We start from the raw sequence: 14,103 nt of genomic DNA on the forward strand, positions 1-14,103 counted from the left end.
AGCTCGTCGAGCACGATCAGGTCGAGCCGCGACAGCTGCGCCGCCAGGGTCCCGCCTTTGCCGATCCGGGTCTCCTCTTCGAGGCGTGTCACCACGTCCTTGAGGGTCGCGGCGCCGGCCGTGACGGGCACGACCTCCGCGCCCAGCAGCTTCATGCGGAAGACACTGGGCGCCTGGCGCGCGATGTCCGCGGCGCCCATATAGACGACGCAGGTAAGGCCAAAGCGCGCGCAGACGGTTGCAGTCGCCACGCCGTGCTGGCCGGCGCCCGTTTCCGCGATAATGCGGGTCTTGCCCATCCGGATCGCCAGCAGGATCTGGCCGACGCAATTGTTGATCTTGTGGGCGCCGGTGTGATTGAGTTCGTCGCGCTTGAACCAGATCTGCGCGCCGCCGAGCGCAGACGTCAGGCGCGGCGCGAAATAGAGCGGGCTGGGGCGGCCGACATAATGTTCAAGCAGGTCGTCGAACTCGGCCTGAAAGGCTGGGTCGCGTTTTGCGGCTCGATATTCGCGCTCCAGATCCAGGATGAACGGCATGAGCGTTTCGGGGACGAACCGGCCACCAAATTTCCCGAAATGGCCCCCGTCGTCCGGCTGCCTGCGCAAGCTGTTCGGAAGATGACCAGGATCTTCGAATGGTTGCGGAGCCCGCGTCATGTCGCTGCAATCCCGACAGGCGTCCGGCGCAACACGGCGGCGCACAGGATTCCGGCGCGCGCCTCACACGGGCAGGTAAAGCCCGCAAGACCGTTCCGGATCCTCGACCGGCCCATTAATAGCCCATCAGTGCGAGCACTTCCTTGCGGCTCCGCTGGTCTTCGAGGAAGCAGCCGAGGAGCCGGCTCGTAACCATGCCGACGCCGGGCGTGCGCACGCCGCGCCCGGTCATGCAGCCATGCTGGGCGTCGATCACCACGGCGACGCCGTGCGGGCGGAGATTGTCCCAGATGCAGCGCGCGACCTCGGCGGTCAGGCGCTCCTGAACCTGCAGCCGGCGTGCATAGCCGCTCAGCACGCGCGCGAGCTTGGAGATGCCGACGACGCGGTCGCGGGGGAGGTAGGCGATCGACGCCATTCCGGTGATCGGCGCCATATGATGCTCGCAATGCGACTGGAACGGGATGTCGCGCAGCAAGACGATCTCGTCATAGCCGCCGACCTCTTCGAAGGTGCGCGAGAGATGCACCGCCGGATCCTCAGAATAACCCTGACAATTATCCTTCCAGGCCCGCGCGACGCGCTTCGGTGTGTCGAGCAGGCCTTCGCGCCGAGGGTCCTCGCCGACCCAGCGCAGCAGCGTCTCCACCGACGCGAGAACCTCGGGGGGTATCGCGCCGTCAACTGTGGGACTGGAAGGGGGCACGTGAAGCATGGTCCTGGCCTCCTGACGGCGAAGGGTTGGCGGTCCGGGAGGGGAGGAGAGGGAGGTGGACCGCCGGATCGGCGCATGCCCGAGCGCAGCATGGCGTCGCAACATGTCCCTTGGGGCAGATCGGCGGTTAGAAGCGCGTTTCGTGCACGGACCTGGGGTGAGCCCCGGAACGCGGAAATGCCCTTCGTCCCCTTGACGAGGCGTGGTGAAATGCGCGGTGGTTGGGTGAAAAGGGGTATCGAAATGCGGGGGCGGCGGTTGCCCGCCGCCCCCGGCCTGTCAGAAGTCCATCGCCGGTATCGGCGCGGCCTTCTCGTCCTTTGGCAGCTCGGCGACGAGCGCCTCGGTGGTGATCAGCAGCGAGGCGACCGAGGCCGCGTCCTGCAGCGCGGTGCGCACGACCTTTGCGGGGTCGATCACGCCGGCCTTGACGAGGTCCTGATATTCGCCGGTGGCTGCGTTGAAGCCCCAGCTATACTCCTCGCTCTCGAGCAGCTTGCCGACGATCCACGCGCCGTCTTCGCCGGCATTGTCGGCGATCTGGCGCGCCGGAGCGCGGAGCGCGCGGCGGACGATGTCGATGCCCGACTGCTGGTCGTCGTTCGCGGCCTTCAGGCCCTCGAGCGCCTTCAGCGAGCGGAGCAGCGCAATGCCGCCGCCGGGAAGGATACCTTCTTCCACGGCCGCGCGCGTCGCGTGCAGCGCGTCGTCGACGCGGTCCTTTTTCTCCTTGACCTCGACCTCGGTCGCGCCGCCGACGCGGATCACCGCGACGCCCCCCGCGAGCTTGGCAAGCCGCTCCTGCAGCTTCTCGCGGTCGTAATCGCTTGTGGTCGTTTCGATCTGCTGGCGGATCTGCGCGACCCGGCTATCGATATCGGACTTCGAGCCGACCCCGTCGACGATCGTCGTATTATCCTTGTCGATGACGACCTTCTTGGCGCGCCCGAGCATGTTGATCGTGACGCTCTCGAGCTTGATGCCGAGTTCCTCGCTGACGACATTGCCGCCGGTAAGTACCGCGATATCCTCGAGCATCGCCTTGCGGCGGTCGCCGAAGCCCGGCGCCTTGACCGCCGCGACCTTGAGGCCGCCGCGCAGGCGATTGACGACGAGCGTCGCGAGCGCGTCGCCCTCGACATCCTCGGCGATGATGAGCAGCGGCCGGCCCGACTGCACGACGCTCTCGAGGAGTGGCAGCATGGCCTGCAGGTTCGAGAGCTTCTTCTCGTGGATGAGGATATAGGGATCGTCGAGTTCGACCTTCAGCTTCTCGGCATTGGTGATGAAATAGGGGCTGAGGTAGCCGCGGTCGAACTGCATGCCTTCGACCGTTTCGAGCTCGGTCGCGAGGCTCTTCGCTTCCTCGACGGTGATCACGCCCTCATTGCCGACCTTCTCCATCGCCTCGGCGAGGATTCGGCCGACCTCTTCGTCGCCATTCGCCGAGATGGTCGCGACCTGCGCGATCTCGCTGTTCGCCTCGACCGACTTGGCGTGCGCCTTGAGATCCTCGACGACCGTGTTCACGGCAAGATCGATGCCGCGCTTGACGTCCATCGGGTTCATGCCGGCGGCGACCGCCTTCGAGCCTTCGCGGACAATCGCCTGTGCGAGCACGGTCGCGGTGGTGGTGCCGTCGCCGGCCTTGTCGTTCTGCTTCGACGCGACCTCGCGCAGCATCTGCGCGCCCATATTCTCGAACTTGTCGGCAAGCTCGATTTCCTTGGCAACGGTGACGCCGTCCTTGGTGATGCGCGGCGCGCCGAAGCTTTTGTCGATCACGACGTTGCGGCCCTTGGGACCCAGCGTGACCTTTACTGCATTCGCAAGCGTATCCACGCCGCGCAGCATGCGATCACGCGCGTCCGACGCAAATTTCACTTCCTTGGCAGCCATTTTGACCTCCTTCTTGATGACCTTTCAGTGGGTGATGAATGGGCGTTACGCCGCCTGCTTGAGCGCCTCGACCTGCTCGATGACGCCGAGGATGTCGCTCTCCTTCATGATGAGCAGTTCCTCGTTATCGATGCGAACCTCGGTGCCCGACCATTTGCCGAACAGAATCCGGTCGCCGGCCTTCACGTCGAGCGCGGCGATCGTGCCGTCCTCGGCGCGGGCGCCCGGGCCGACGGCGACGACTTCGCCCTCCTGCGGCTTTTCCTTGGCGGTATCGGGGATGATGATGCCGCCCGAGGTCTTCTCCTCGGCTTCGATGCGGCGGACGACCACACGGTCGTGCAAGGGACGGAAATGCATGCATAACCTCCATGTTGCATAACGATATGATAAGCCGGCGCGCCTGTCCGGGGCGCGCGGCGCCGATGAGCTAGGAAGCGATTTTTTTGGCTTCAAGAGGTCCGGCGAAAATTTTTCGGCGCTCGATCGGCCGAGAAACAAATGCCCCTTATCAAGGGCCTGACACCTCTTGACTCGACTCGCTTCCTTTCCAAAATCTGTGGCTGCGGCAGCCTGCCGCACGACGAGAAAGGATTGGCGACAAGGAAGGAGGCACGATCATGTCCGAGCCATTTTCCCGTTTTCTTCACCCCTTCGACGTGGCGCGCCACCCGAGCCTCGAGCCCGAGGTCAAGCGCGCCCTCCTCGCATCCTGGGCATCGGATCGTTCGGCGGTCCGCAACAAGCCGGCGCTTCGCAAACCCCCGGGGGCGAAGCGCGCCGTGCCGGTCGACGATGTGCTCGCCGCGCTCCGCTCGCTCGATGGCGGCGCGGCGCGCGCGCCATGACCTATCGCGCGCTGCTCGCGCAGCTGGACGGCTATGGGCTGACAACCGCCGAGATCCATTATTACCGGCCCGATCATCCCTCGCTCCTCCAGCTCTACGTCTGGCAGGACTATGATCTGCCGCCGGACTTCCCGGTGCTGTTCGACTTTCTGGCCATGTGGCGGCGCCAGATCGAAGCCGCGCTCCATTCGGTGCGCATCGCGCATGACGCGCTGGTCGGGCCCGCCGAGTGGCGCGCGGTGGATATCATTCGCTCGCTCGATTAGCCTAGCAGGTCCGGGGGCTCGGGCGCCAGAGCAGGTCTACCGCGATCACGCTTCGGTAAAAGAGGGAGACACGCCGTTGGCGTGCCTCCCTTGTCGAGTTCAGGCCTTCTCGAGCGCTTCGTCCTTCGGCGCTGCGATCCGCTGCGGCCTGCCGACGCTGCTGCCGATCTCGATCTTGCGCGGCTTCATTGCCTCGGGCACGACGCGGCTCAGTTCGATCGTGAGCAGCCCGTCGGCGAAGCTCGCGCGCCCGACCTCGATATAGTCGGCGAGCTGAAAGCGACGCTCGAACGCGCGGCGCGCAATGCCGCGGTGGAGATAGGCGCGTGTCGCATCCTCCTCGGCGGGCTTGCCGCTGACGCTAAGCTGGTTCTGCTGCGCGACGATCTCGATCTCGTCGGCCTTGAACCCGGGGACGGCCAAGGTAACGCAGAAGCGGTCGTCGGCGTCGCGCACGATGTCGAAGGCGGGAAAGCCATCGGACGTATCGCCGCGCTGCCCTTTTTCGAGCAGGTCGAAAAGGTGATCGAAGCCCACTGTCGAGCGGCGGTAGGGGGTGAAGTCAAAATCGGTTCTCATTTCCAAATCCTCCTGATTGAAGCAATTCGGGCATGAGATGCGCCGGGACTCAGAGCCGGCGCTCTCTATGTCCTGAGGACACGGAAAATCCCGCGTCCGGGGAAAAGTTAGGAAAGCCGTTTTACCGTTTCAAGAGTGTGGGCGCCGCTCGGAATGTCGGCGATGGGTCGCGGCAGCAAGCGAAGTTTCCGCATCCCGGGGGGCTGCCGGGAGGCGGGAAACGGTATCCAGTCTGCCCCTTGGTGCAGCTTGGCGGCGAAGAGCAAGTCGAAGACATGCGATCGACGCCGCGCGGCATGGTTGCCGCGAGGCATCCTGACCGCGGAGATTGCAATGACTGTCGAAGGGCCTCTGGCAACGCCTGAAATCGGGAACTGTTACGGAGAGGCGGAGCTCGCCCGTCTTCCGGCGGCGCACCCCGCCGTGACGGCCGACCGGATCGGCGTGCTGCTCGTCAATCTTGGCACGCCCGACGCGCCGATGAGCCGCGCGGTACGGCGCTATCTCGCGGAATTTCTCTCCGACCGGCGCGTGGTCGAACTGCCCTCGCTGATCTGGCAGCCGATCCTGCGCGGGATCGTTCTTGCGGTTCGGCCGCGAAAGTCCGCCAAGGCCTATCGCGAAATCTGGACATCGGAGGGCTCGCCGCTCGCGGCGATCACCCGCCGCCAGGCAAAAGCGCTTCAGGCATCGCTTGGAGGTGATGCGGTGGTTGCGCATGCGATGCGCTATGGCAGCAGCCCGATCGCGGACGGCATCGACGCGCTTCTTGCGGCAGGATGTCGCCGAATTCTCGTCGCGCCTTTATACCCGCAATATTGCGCCGCGACGACCGCGAGCGTGAGCGACGCGGTCCAGGCGCATATGGCGCGCCTGCGCTGGCAGCCGGCGCTGCGCATCCTTCCACCCTATCATGATGACGATCGCCATCTCGAGGCGCTGGCGTCGTCGCTCGGACGTGCGATCGGTGGCCTCGACTTCGTGCCCGACACGATCGTTGCAAGCTTCCACGGCATGCCCGAGCGCACCTTGCATCTCGGCGATCCCTATCATTGCATGTGCCTCAAGACCGCGCGCCGGTTGGGCGAGGTTCTGGGGAAGACTGTCGTGCCGAGCTTTCAGTCGCGCTTCGGCAAGGCCAAATGGCTGACACCGGCAACCGACATGATGCTCGAGGCGCTCGGCCGCGAAGGCCGGTCGGTGGCTGTGATCGCGCCGGGGTTCGCTGCCGATTGCCTCGAGACCCTTGAGGAAATCGCTATCCGCGGCCGCGAGCAGTTCCTTGCCGCCGGCGGCCGCCACTTCGCTTACATACCCTGTCTCAACGACAGCGATGTCGGGATGGACATGCTCACCGCCCTGGTCAGGAGCGAGCTTTCGGGCTGGCTTTGAGGGCTTTCGATAAGCGGGGCCGCGCTGCGCCAACAGACGTCGCGCGGCCCCGGTGATGTATCAGGCGGGAAGCAGCACGCCGTCGATGACGTGGATCACGCCGTTCGACTGGAGAACGTCGGCGGGGCCAATCTTCGCCGTGCCGCCCTTGGCGTCGCTCACATACCAGCTGCCATCCTTCTCCCAGACGGTGAGCTTGGCGCCCTGCACCGTCGTGAGCACCGCCTTGCCGCCATTGGCCTTGGCCTGCGCCGCAATATCGGTCGCGGTCAGGCGGCCCGGCACGACATGGTAGGTCAATATGCCCGTCAGCATCGCCTTGTTCTCGGGCTTGAGCAGCGTATCGACTGTGCCGGCGGGAAGCTTGGCGAAGGCGGCGTTGGTCGGTGCAAAGACCGTGAACGGGCCGGCGCCCGAGAGCGTCTCGGCGAGGCCGGCGGCCTTGACCGCCGCGACCAGTGTCGTGTGATCTTTGGAATTGGCGGCATTTTCGACGATGGTCTTGGTCTCATACATCGCGGCGCCGCCGACCATCGGGTTCTTGGCGGCCGCGATGCCGCCGGCAAGCGCGAGCGCTGCTGTAGCAAGCGAAAGCGAGATACGGGAAATAGCCATTGGTCATTCCTTTTCGAATGTTCGTCCCGGGGGGATAGGACAGGCGTGAATTTAGGCGCCCCGCCCTGCCGGGGCGACCTGTCCTTTGGGGCGGGTTCTCCGGTCCGGCAGAGGCGGCCTTCGCCGCTAGCGATATCGGCAGTTTTCCTTCCGAACCGCTGGAGGCAAACCGGCGGCAGGCTGAACCATCGACGCAGCCGGGCGAGAAGGGGGCTTGCATGCCATTCGAGGGATCGTTCGAAGACCGGCTGGCGCTACGCGACCTGCTCGACACCTATGCCGACGCGGTCAACCGGGCAGACAGCGAAGCCTGGGCCGCGACCTGGGACGAAGGCAGCCTATGGTCGCTTCCCGGTTTCGGGATTTTCGAGGGCAAGGCGACAATCGTCGACACCTGGCGCGCGGCGATGCGCGCCTTTCCCGACATCGTCTTTCGCGCTTGGCCGGGTTTGATCGAGGTCCGTGAAGAAAAGGCGGCCATGCGGTCCTACACCGAGGAAATCTTCCTGCGAGACGGCGCGCTTCACCGGACCCTCGGCATCTATGACGACGTCTGCCGCCGGGTCGATGGCAGGTGGCTGTTTGCAGAGCGGCGGTTCCGGCCGTTGCCGCAGCTTTCAAGAACCGAGGTGCAGGCATGAAGATCCTGATCCAGGCGGTCATCGATATCGATCCCGAGGCGCGCGGAGAGGCGCTGGCGGGCGCACGCGGCTGGATCGAAGGCGCGCTCGTACAGCCAGGCTGTCTCGCTTACGACTGGACCGCCGATCCGCATGTGGCGACGCGCATCCACGTGTTCGAGGAATGGCACGGCGAAGCTGCGCTCGCCGCGCATCTGGCCGGGCCACAGTACAGGGGAATGCTGGGGCATATCGGCGCATTTGGCGTCCGCGCGTCGTCGAGCCGCAAATTCGCGGTGTCGCGCGAAGGCCCGGTTTACAACAGCCACGGCGTGGCAAGCGCCGGCTTCGACTAGCCGCATGACCTTTCTTCGCTAGCCGCGCAGGGCTTCCCAGGCAGCCAGCGCCCGCGCCCGCGCCGCCTCGTGACCGACAAGCGGTGGCGGATACTCTGGTACCCGCACATCCTGTCCATGTGCCGCGACGATCTCGGCGTCCGACAGATGCGCAAGCTCCGGCACATATGTGCGGACATAATCCCCCATCGCGAACCGCTCGCTCTGGAGCAGCGGCGACATGATGCGCGAAAAGACCGGCGCGTCGACGCCGGTGCCCGCGACATATTGCCAGTTCATCGCATTCGAGGCGAGATCGGCGTCGAGCAGCGTGTCCCAGAACCAGCGCTCCCCGCGGCGCCAGTCGATCAGCAGATGTTTGACGAGGAAGGAGGCGGTGACCATCCGGACCCGGTTGTGCATCCATCCCCTATTCCAGAGCTCGCGCATGCCCGCGTCGACGATAGGATATCCGGTCCGTCCCCGGGTCCAGGCGGTGAAGTCCCGGTCGGCTTCGGGGCTGCTCCGCCAGCCGAACTCATCAAAGGTGGGGCGCCCGTTCCGATCGCCATAATCGGGCATCTGGTCGAGGAGATTGATGCCATGTTCGCGCCAGCCGAGCTCCGATCGATAGGTCTCGGCGCCAGCATCGTCGCGCTCGCCGAGCGCATGCCAGATCGACCGGGGGCTGATTTCTCCGAAATGAAGATGCGGCGACAGCCGCGATGTCGCGGTGAGCGAGGGATAGTCGCGGCGGGCCTTATAGTCGCCGGCAACCGGCAGCCAGTCGCGCAGCGCCCGCCAGGCACCTTTCTCGCCCGGGTGCCACTCGCCAAATCCTGAGGACCAGTCGGGGCTGGTCGGGGTCAGGCCCCAATCGGCGAGATTGTCCGACGCCGGCCAGGCCCGAGGCGGCGGAATATGGTCGGGCGCCGCATGGGGAAGGGCGGGCGGCATGCGCTCCAGCAGCGCGCGATACCATGGCGTGAAGACGCGGTAGCGCGCGCCTTGCGCATTGGTGATGCTCTCGGGCGGCGCAAGATAATTGCCGTCGTGGAGTCGCAGTTCGAGCCTGGCGTCTATCGCTTCCTCGCAGTGCCGCCACCAGGGCTCGTAGCAGCGGGTCGCGTGCACCCTTGTGCTGCCGGCTTCTGCCGCGACGCTTTCGACTATTTCGGCGACAGCGCCGCGGCGCAGGACGAGGCGGCTGCCGCGTTTGCGAAGGCTCGCATCGAGTGCAGCGAGACTGTGATGCAGCCACCAGCGCTGCGCGCCCCCGATGGCGCGCGTTTCGGGGCTCTCGTCATCCAATATATAGAGCGGAATGACCGGGCCTTCGGCAATCGCTGCGAGGAGCGCCGGATGGTCGGTGGTGCGGAGGTCCTGGCGAAGCCACAAGATGGCGGGGGGCATGGCGGCGGTTTCCCTTTTTGGCGGGCCGTGGTGCGGGCAGTCGCTGGTTCTGCCATCGGGCACGCTCCCCCCTCCGCAAAAGATGACCTTTCGGGAAGCCCGGACGGTGCGCACTCGCATTGGCGGGGATGTCCATGCGGAGGATTGGGCGGTGCGACATGGTGTCGCACCGCCCGGCGATGAACAATCACCGCCCCCCGCCGCGGCCAGGCGTAGGTCGCAAGGCGCTGGCCGCCGGCAGAACCGGAATGTCGATCCGCTCAGCCTGACATGGCATCTTCCGTGGCGCCATCAAGCCCGGAAAATTTCGGGTGTCCCCCGCTCTCGTAGCGGCGGTCGTCCATCCTGACCCCGATGTCGCCGAGAATGAGGCGCGCCGTCGCCTTCGCGCTCGCGACGACACCCGGAATGCCTGCGCCGGGATGGGTCCCCGCGCCCGTAAAATAGAGATTTTCGATGCGCGCGTCGCGGTTGTGTCCCCGAAAATAGGCGCTCTGCAGCAGAGTTGGCGTAAGGCTGAAGGCGCTCCCGAGATGCGCGGCGAGATCCTGTTCGAAGTCCGGCGGCGCATACTGGATTTGCGTGACGATCCGCGCGCCAAGGTCCGGGATCAGGCGCCGCTCGATCTCGGCGATGATGCGCTTCGCGAGGTTGGGGCCGTCGACCTCCCAGTCGAGCGGCGCATGGCCGCGATGCGGAACCGGCGCAAGCGCATAGAAGCTGCTGTGGCCCGCCGGCGCAACGCCCGGATCGCTTGCGCTCGGATGATGAAGGTAGAGCGAAAAATCTTCGGCGAGCCTGCCATTCCGGTAGATATCGTCGAGAAGCCCGCGATAGCGCGGACCGAAGAGGATCATATGGTGGGGGATCTCGGGGAAGGTGCCGCGCACACCCAGATGGAGGACGAAGAGGCTCGGCGACCAGTTCTTGCGCGCGAGGCGTCCGGCCTCGCGCTTGCCTCGCGGATGCGCAAGCAGGTCGCGGTAGCTGTGCATGAGGTCGGCGTTCGAGGCGACGAGATCGGCGCGCGCTGTGAAGCCGCTCCGCGTCATGATGCCGGTTACCCGGTCCCCTTCGGTTTCGATGCGGGCAACGGGATCGCCGAGCCTCAGCCTGCCCCCGAGACGCTCGAACAGCGTGGCCATGCCGGCGACGAGCCGGTTGGTGCCGCCGCGCGCATACCAGACGCCGCCATCCTGCTCGAGCTTGTGGATGAGCGCATAGATGCTGCTCGTCGCCATCGGGTTTCCGCCGACGAGCATGGTGTGAAAGGACAGCGCCTCGCGCAGCTTTTCGCTGCGCACATAGCCTGCGACGGTTTGATAGACCGAGCGCCAGGCCCGGTGCCGCACAAGCGCCGGCGCCGCCTTCAGCATCGAGCGGAAGTCGAGAAAGGGGACCGCGCCGAGCTTCACATAGCCTTCCTCGTAAACCGACGCGGAAAAGCCGAGAAACCGCTCATATCCCGCGACATCGGCGGGATCGAGCGCGGCGATCTGGCGGGCGAGCGCCTCCTTGTCATTGCCATAGTCGAAGATCGATCCGTCGGGCCAGCTCAGCCGGTAAAAGGGCGAGACCGGGACGAGGTCGACATCGCGCTCGAGCCGCTGACCGCTCAGCGCCCAGAGCTCGGCAAGACAGGCCGGGTCGGTGATGACCGTCGGCCCGGCGTCGAAGGTGAAACCATCCTTCTCGAAGACATAGGCACGGCCGCCCGGTCGGTCGCGCGCTTCGACGAGCAGCGTATCGAGGCCCGCCGACTGGAGGCGGATGGCGAGCGCAAGGCCGCCGATGCCCGCTCCGATCACGATTGCGCGCGTCATCGCGGTGCCTCCGCTGCGATCGCAGCGCCGAGAACATGCCCCGACAGCCAGGCATATTCCGCAAAGCCATGGTAGAGCCAGTCGCCGCAGGCGCCGAGGCCGATGGCAGGGTTCCACAGCAGCTTCGGATCCTGTCCCGATGGCTGAGAGAATAGCCAACGATGGGCCGCGATATGGCTTGGGGCGGGCAATTCGCGGCCGGCGACCTTTCCGAGTTCGGCAAGCAGCAGACGTGCGACGCTCGCGCTTTCGCTGGCCAGATGCGCTTCCGACCAGGTCCAGTCGGCTTGCACCACCCACCGTTCGCCCGGCGCGCGTCCGGGCTTGGCGCTGTCGCGTGCCGCGGTCACGAGTGAGCCCGCGCCGCGAAGGAAATCGGGGAGCTCCTCGATCCGTTCCTCGAAGGCGAACATCGCGGTCCAGCAAGGATTATAGCGCACCGCCATGGCCGCGCGCGCCATCTCGAAATCATGGAGCGACAGAAGCGGGGCGGCCTGCTCGGCCGGAATGGCGATCACCGCCGTATCGAATTTGCCGAGCCGCTTGGCTTCGCTGTGGAGCGTCCAGCCGGCGCGGGATCTGGTCAGGGCCGTGACCGGTCGTGACAGGCGGACATCGAGATCGTCCGCGAGGGCTTTGAGCGGCGCGGTCATGGTCGGCCTGCCGACCCAGCTGTCCGCGCCCGCGACCGGCCAGCGCGCCGCGAGACCCGCTTTCTCCCACGCGGCGACCAGCCTCGTAAAACCTTCGGAGCGCGCCGTGAAATGCGTTGCGCCATGATCGAATGCGACCCCGGGATCGCCCGGCTCCGCGCGGCGGGTCGCGAGGCGGCCGCCGATGCCGCGGGATTTGTCGAAAAGCGTTGCCTCCAGCCCGGCATCGCGCAGCCGCCGCGCACAGGCGAGCCCGGCAATGCCGGCTCCAATGATCGCGACCCGCATCAGACCTTGGTCTCGCGGTCGCCGCGATGGCACGCACGATGGCCAGCCGCCGCCGGTGAGCCTGCCCGTGCCGTCGACATGCGGGGCGTCATGCGCAATTTTTTCCGGTTCGTCGCATTTGTCATCGGCGCAGGCTTGCATGAGCAAGGGGAAGTGTCGCAACATGTCCCTTGGGGCATCCAGGGGTGAGCGGGCGGATATTATGTCATTGAAGACAATGATCGCGTCTAGCCCGATCGCCGCGGTGATCAGCGATCCGCGCCTCCCCGATAACCCGATCGTCGAGTGCAATGCGGCTTTTTCGGCGCTCACCGGCTATGGACCGGAGGAAATCGTCGGGCGCAATTGCCGCTTCCTCGCCGGCCCCGCTACCGAAGCCGAACTGACCGAAACTTTAAGGATCGCCATCCGGGAGCAGAGGCCGGCTCTCGTGGAGATCCTCAACTACCGGAAAGACGGAACGCCCTTTCGCAATGCCGTGCTGGTAGCGCCGATTTTCGGCCCCGACGGAACTCTTGAGTATTTTCTCGGCTCGCAAATCGAGATCGACGAGGCGGGCGAGGCGGTGGGAGGACGGAGCGCGCGGGCGCGGGCGCAGATCGAGGCGCTCTCGCCGCGGCAGCGCGAGGTGCTGAAGCTGATGGCGAGCGGCCAGCTCAACAAGCAGATCGCGTTCACGCTGTCGCTGTCGGAGCGCACGATCAAGATGCACCGCGCTGCGCTGCTGCGCGCGCTCGGCGTCGAAACGACGGCCGATGCGATCCGGCTCGCGGTCGAGGCCGGCTTCTAGGCACCGATCTACCTTCCCTTTGAGGCATATGGGAGATCGCGCCGCCGCCGATTAAGCATCCGATAGCCGAAGCAATTTCATAGCCGGGAAGGGCAGCATTTGAGCGGTAAGCGCGCATTGGTGATTGGGAGCGGTGGCGGCATCGGCGCCGCGCTTGTCGATCAACTTGTCGTATCGGGTCGATTTGACCGCGTCTATGCAGGAAGCAGGCGGCCCGAGGCGTCGAACGATCCCAGTGTGAAACGGCTGACGACGGATATACTGGATGACGACACGCTGGCCGAAGCGGGTCGTCAAATCGCGAATGAGGGTGCTCTCGACCTGCTCATTGTCGCGACAGGGCTGCTGCATCGCGGGACCGATATCCGTCCCGAAAAGAGCCTTCGGCAGCTCGACGCCTCAGTTATGGCCGAGGTGTTCGCGATCAACAGCGTCGGGCCCGCGCTCGTCGCAAAGCATTTTCTTCCCTTGCTTGCCCGGCGACAACGAGCGGTCGCGATATTTCTTTCTGCTCGCGTTGGTTCGATCGCGGATAACCGACTTGGCGGATGGCACAGCTACCGCGCTTCCAAGGCGGCGCTCAATGCCTTGGTGCGCTGTTTCGCGATCGAGCTCGGCCGCAGCAATCCCGAAGCGATCGTCGCGGCGCTGCACCCCGGAACAGTCGACACGCCGCTTTCGGAGCCGTTTCAGGCGCGAGTAGCTGAATCATCGCTCTTTAGTGCGGACAAAAGTGCGATGCACATTATGGCCGTATTTGACCAGCTGTCGTCGAGGGATAGCGGCGGGTTTTACGGCTGGGATGGAAGGCCGATCCCGTATTGACGAGCAGGAAGCCGCTTCAAGTGTCTCCGCCTCTTTGCCTATCCGCTTTAGCGAACACTGTGCCAGAAGCAGACCGACGGCAATCGTTGAGAGTTTCAGACGCCGTTAGGCGTCAGAAAGTCTTCGATGCCCGAACCGCGGGGATCATGGGCTGAGCTATGGGGAAAGCGGCTTTGCGCAGATCGTGGGGTAGCCAGGTGCTGCCCAAAAGCGGACGTGCGCGATAGCGGACCGTCTGGATTTAGGTTGCGAAAGCGGACGTCGAAAAGCGGACGGGCCGATTTTGATTGGTGACACGCCTCGAAGAGGAGACCCGGATCGGCAAAGGCGGGACCCTGGCGGCGCAGCTGTCGCGGCTCGACCTGATCGTGCTCGACGAGCTC

Annotated in this window: 16 protein-coding genes and 1 pseudogene; 8 read left to right on the forward strand and 9 right to left on the reverse strand. The window is 65.4% G+C overall.

The window, feature by feature from the left end; genetic code table 11:
* The 4 genes from FHR21_RS20450 to groES all read right to left on the reverse strand — a co-directional run.
* Positions 1-659, reverse strand: a 659-nt coding sequence (locus FHR21_RS20450) for a pyridoxal-phosphate dependent enzyme (protein WP_184101762.1), incomplete at its 3' end; no start/stop codon positions are given.
* A 115-nt stretch (positions 660-774) separates the two neighbouring features.
* On the reverse strand, positions 775-1,308 hold the full coding sequence (folE, locus tag FHR21_RS20455) for a GTP cyclohydrolase I FolE (RefSeq protein ID WP_420825300.1): 534 nt from the start codon (positions 1,306-1,308) through the stop codon (positions 775-777).
* A 345-nt stretch (positions 1,309-1,653) separates the two neighbouring features.
* A complete protein-coding gene (gene groL / locus FHR21_RS20460) occupies positions 1,654-3,273 on the reverse strand; it encodes a chaperonin GroEL (protein WP_184101765.1) in 1,620 nt (539 codons plus the stop codon).
* 45 nt (positions 3,274-3,318) lie between these two features.
* On the reverse strand, positions 3,319-3,633 hold the full coding sequence (groES, locus tag FHR21_RS20465) for a co-chaperone GroES (RefSeq protein WP_184101767.1): 315 nt from the start codon (positions 3,631-3,633) through the stop codon (positions 3,319-3,321).
* Between the two features lie 260 nt (positions 3,634-3,893).
* On the opposite strand from groES, the gene FHR21_RS20470 reads away from it, so the two are divergent.
* Together FHR21_RS20470 and FHR21_RS20475 are read left to right on the forward strand one after the other, a co-directional pair.
* Positions 3,894-4,121, forward strand: a complete 228-nt coding sequence (locus FHR21_RS20470; protein ID WP_184101769.1) for a hypothetical protein — start codon at positions 3,894-3,896, stop codon at positions 4,119-4,121.
* Positions 4,118-4,387, forward strand: coding sequence for an usg protein (locus FHR21_RS20475; RefSeq protein WP_184101771.1), 270 nt, complete (start codon positions 4,118-4,120; stop codon positions 4,385-4,387). Before FHR21_RS20470 ends, FHR21_RS20475 begins: the two co-directional genes overlap by 4 nt.
* A 99-nt stretch (positions 4,388-4,486) precedes the next feature.
* On the opposite strand, the gene FHR21_RS20480 is transcribed toward FHR21_RS20475, so the two are convergent.
* Entirely contained in the window at positions 4,487-4,966 is a 480-nt protein-coding gene (locus tag FHR21_RS20480; RefSeq protein ID WP_184101773.1) for an Hsp20 family protein, read from the reverse strand.
* A 333-nt stretch (positions 4,967-5,299) separates the two neighbouring features.
* On the opposite strand from FHR21_RS20480, the gene hemH reads away from it, so the two are divergent.
* Entirely contained in the window at positions 5,300-6,358 is a 1,059-nt protein-coding gene (gene hemH / locus FHR21_RS20485) for a ferrochelatase (RefSeq protein ID WP_184101775.1), read from the forward strand.
* Positions 6,359-6,418: 60 nt separating this feature from the next.
* Here the strand turns inward: hemH and FHR21_RS20490 are convergent, their stop codons facing one another.
* A complete protein-coding gene (locus FHR21_RS20490; protein WP_184101777.1) occupies positions 6,419-6,973 on the reverse strand; it encodes a fasciclin domain-containing protein in 555 nt (184 codons plus the stop codon).
* A gap of 218 nt (positions 6,974-7,191) precedes the next feature.
* Here FHR21_RS20490 and FHR21_RS20495 point away from each other — a divergent pair, with 218 nt between their 5' ends.
* Both FHR21_RS20495 and FHR21_RS20500 read left to right on the forward strand, forming a co-directional pair.
* Positions 7,192-7,614: a nuclear transport factor 2 family protein gene (locus FHR21_RS20495; RefSeq protein WP_067108107.1), complete on the forward strand. Its 423-nt coding sequence runs from the start codon at positions 7,192-7,194 to the stop codon at positions 7,612-7,614.
* A complete protein-coding gene (locus tag FHR21_RS20500) occupies positions 7,611-7,949 on the forward strand; it encodes a putative quinol monooxygenase (protein ID WP_184101779.1) in 339 nt (112 codons plus the stop codon). The genes FHR21_RS20495 and FHR21_RS20500 overlap by 4 nt, the downstream gene beginning before the upstream one ends.
* An 18-nt stretch (positions 7,950-7,967) precedes the next feature.
* On the opposite strand, the gene FHR21_RS20505 is transcribed toward FHR21_RS20500, so the two are convergent.
* From FHR21_RS20505 to FHR21_RS20515, 3 genes are all read right to left on the reverse strand, one after another.
* Positions 7,968-9,341 (reverse strand): cryptochrome/photolyase family protein, encoded by a 1,374-nt coding sequence (locus FHR21_RS20505; protein ID WP_184101781.1) that lies wholly within the window; start codon positions 9,339-9,341, stop codon positions 7,968-7,970.
* A 260-nt stretch (positions 9,342-9,601) separates the two neighbouring features.
* The gene (locus FHR21_RS20510) at positions 9,602-11,164 is read right to left on the reverse strand and encodes a phytoene desaturase (RefSeq protein ID WP_184101783.1); all 1,563 of its coding nucleotides are present in this window, start codon (positions 11,162-11,164) and stop codon (positions 9,602-9,604) included.
* Positions 11,161-12,417 (reverse strand): NAD(P)/FAD-dependent oxidoreductase, encoded by a 1,257-nt coding sequence (locus FHR21_RS20515; protein ID WP_338113247.1) that lies wholly within the window; start codon positions 12,415-12,417, stop codon positions 11,161-11,163. Before FHR21_RS20515 ends, FHR21_RS20510 begins: the two co-directional genes overlap by 4 nt.
* On the opposite strand from FHR21_RS20515, the gene FHR21_RS20520 reads away from it, so the two are divergent.
* The 3 genes and pseudogenes from FHR21_RS20520 to FHR21_RS20530 form a co-directional block, all read left to right on the forward strand.
* On the forward strand, positions 12,308-12,895 hold the full coding sequence (locus FHR21_RS20520) for a PAS domain-containing protein (protein ID WP_184101785.1): 588 nt from the start codon (positions 12,308-12,310) through the stop codon (positions 12,893-12,895). The genes FHR21_RS20515 and FHR21_RS20520 overlap by 110 nt on opposite strands.
* A 99-nt stretch (positions 12,896-12,994) precedes the next feature.
* Complete coding sequence (locus tag FHR21_RS20525) at positions 12,995-13,720, forward strand: SDR family NAD(P)-dependent oxidoreductase (protein ID WP_221235295.1); 726 nt, start codon at positions 12,995-12,997, stop codon at positions 13,718-13,720.
* Between the two features lie 287 nt (positions 13,721-14,007).
* A pseudogene (locus FHR21_RS20530) lies at positions 14,008-14,103 on the forward strand (ATPase); the annotation flags it as partial.

The sequence above is a fragment of the Sphingopyxis panaciterrulae genome, assembly GCF_014199295.1.
Classification (GTDB): domain Bacteria; phylum Pseudomonadota; class Alphaproteobacteria; order Sphingomonadales; family Sphingomonadaceae; genus Sphingopyxis; species Sphingopyxis panaciterrulae.

Bases quoted from the DNA above. Each gene is read 5' to 3' on its own strand.
- groES (WP_184101767.1), bottom strand. From the start codon at position 3,633: ATGCATTTCCGTCCCTTGCACGACCGTGTGGTCGTCCGCCGCATCGAA.
- FHR21_RS20505 (WP_184101781.1), bottom strand. From the start codon at position 9,341: ATGCCCCCCGCCATCTTGTGGCTTCGCCAGGACCTCCGCACCACCGAC.
- FHR21_RS20475 (WP_184101771.1), top strand. From the start codon at position 4,118: ATGACCTATCGCGCGCTGCTCGCGCAGCTGGACGGCTATGGGCTGACA.
- FHR21_RS20490 (WP_184101777.1), bottom strand. From the start codon at position 6,973: ATGGCTATTTCCCGTATCTCGCTTTCGCTTGCTACAGCAGCGCTCGCG.
- FHR21_RS20510 (WP_184101783.1), bottom strand. From the start codon at position 11,164: ATGACGCGCGCAATCGTGATCGGAGCGGGCATCGGCGGCCTTGCGCTC.
- groL (WP_184101765.1), bottom strand. From the start codon at position 3,273: ATGGCTGCCAAGGAAGTGAAATTTGCGTCGGACGCGCGTGATCGCATG.
- hemH (WP_184101775.1), top strand. From the start codon at position 5,300: ATGACTGTCGAAGGGCCTCTGGCAACGCCTGAAATCGGGAACTGTTAC.
- FHR21_RS20520 (WP_184101785.1), top strand. From the start codon at position 12,308: ATGTCATTGAAGACAATGATCGCGTCTAGCCCGATCGCCGCGGTGATC.
- FHR21_RS20500 (WP_184101779.1), top strand. From the start codon at position 7,611: ATGAAGATCCTGATCCAGGCGGTCATCGATATCGATCCCGAGGCGCGC.
- FHR21_RS20495 (WP_067108107.1), top strand. From the start codon at position 7,192: ATGCCATTCGAGGGATCGTTCGAAGACCGGCTGGCGCTACGCGACCTG.
- FHR21_RS20480 (WP_184101773.1), bottom strand. From the start codon at position 4,966: ATGAGAACCGATTTTGACTTCACCCCCTACCGCCGCTCGACAGTGGGC.
- FHR21_RS20470 (WP_184101769.1), top strand. From the start codon at position 3,894: ATGTCCGAGCCATTTTCCCGTTTTCTTCACCCCTTCGACGTGGCGCGC.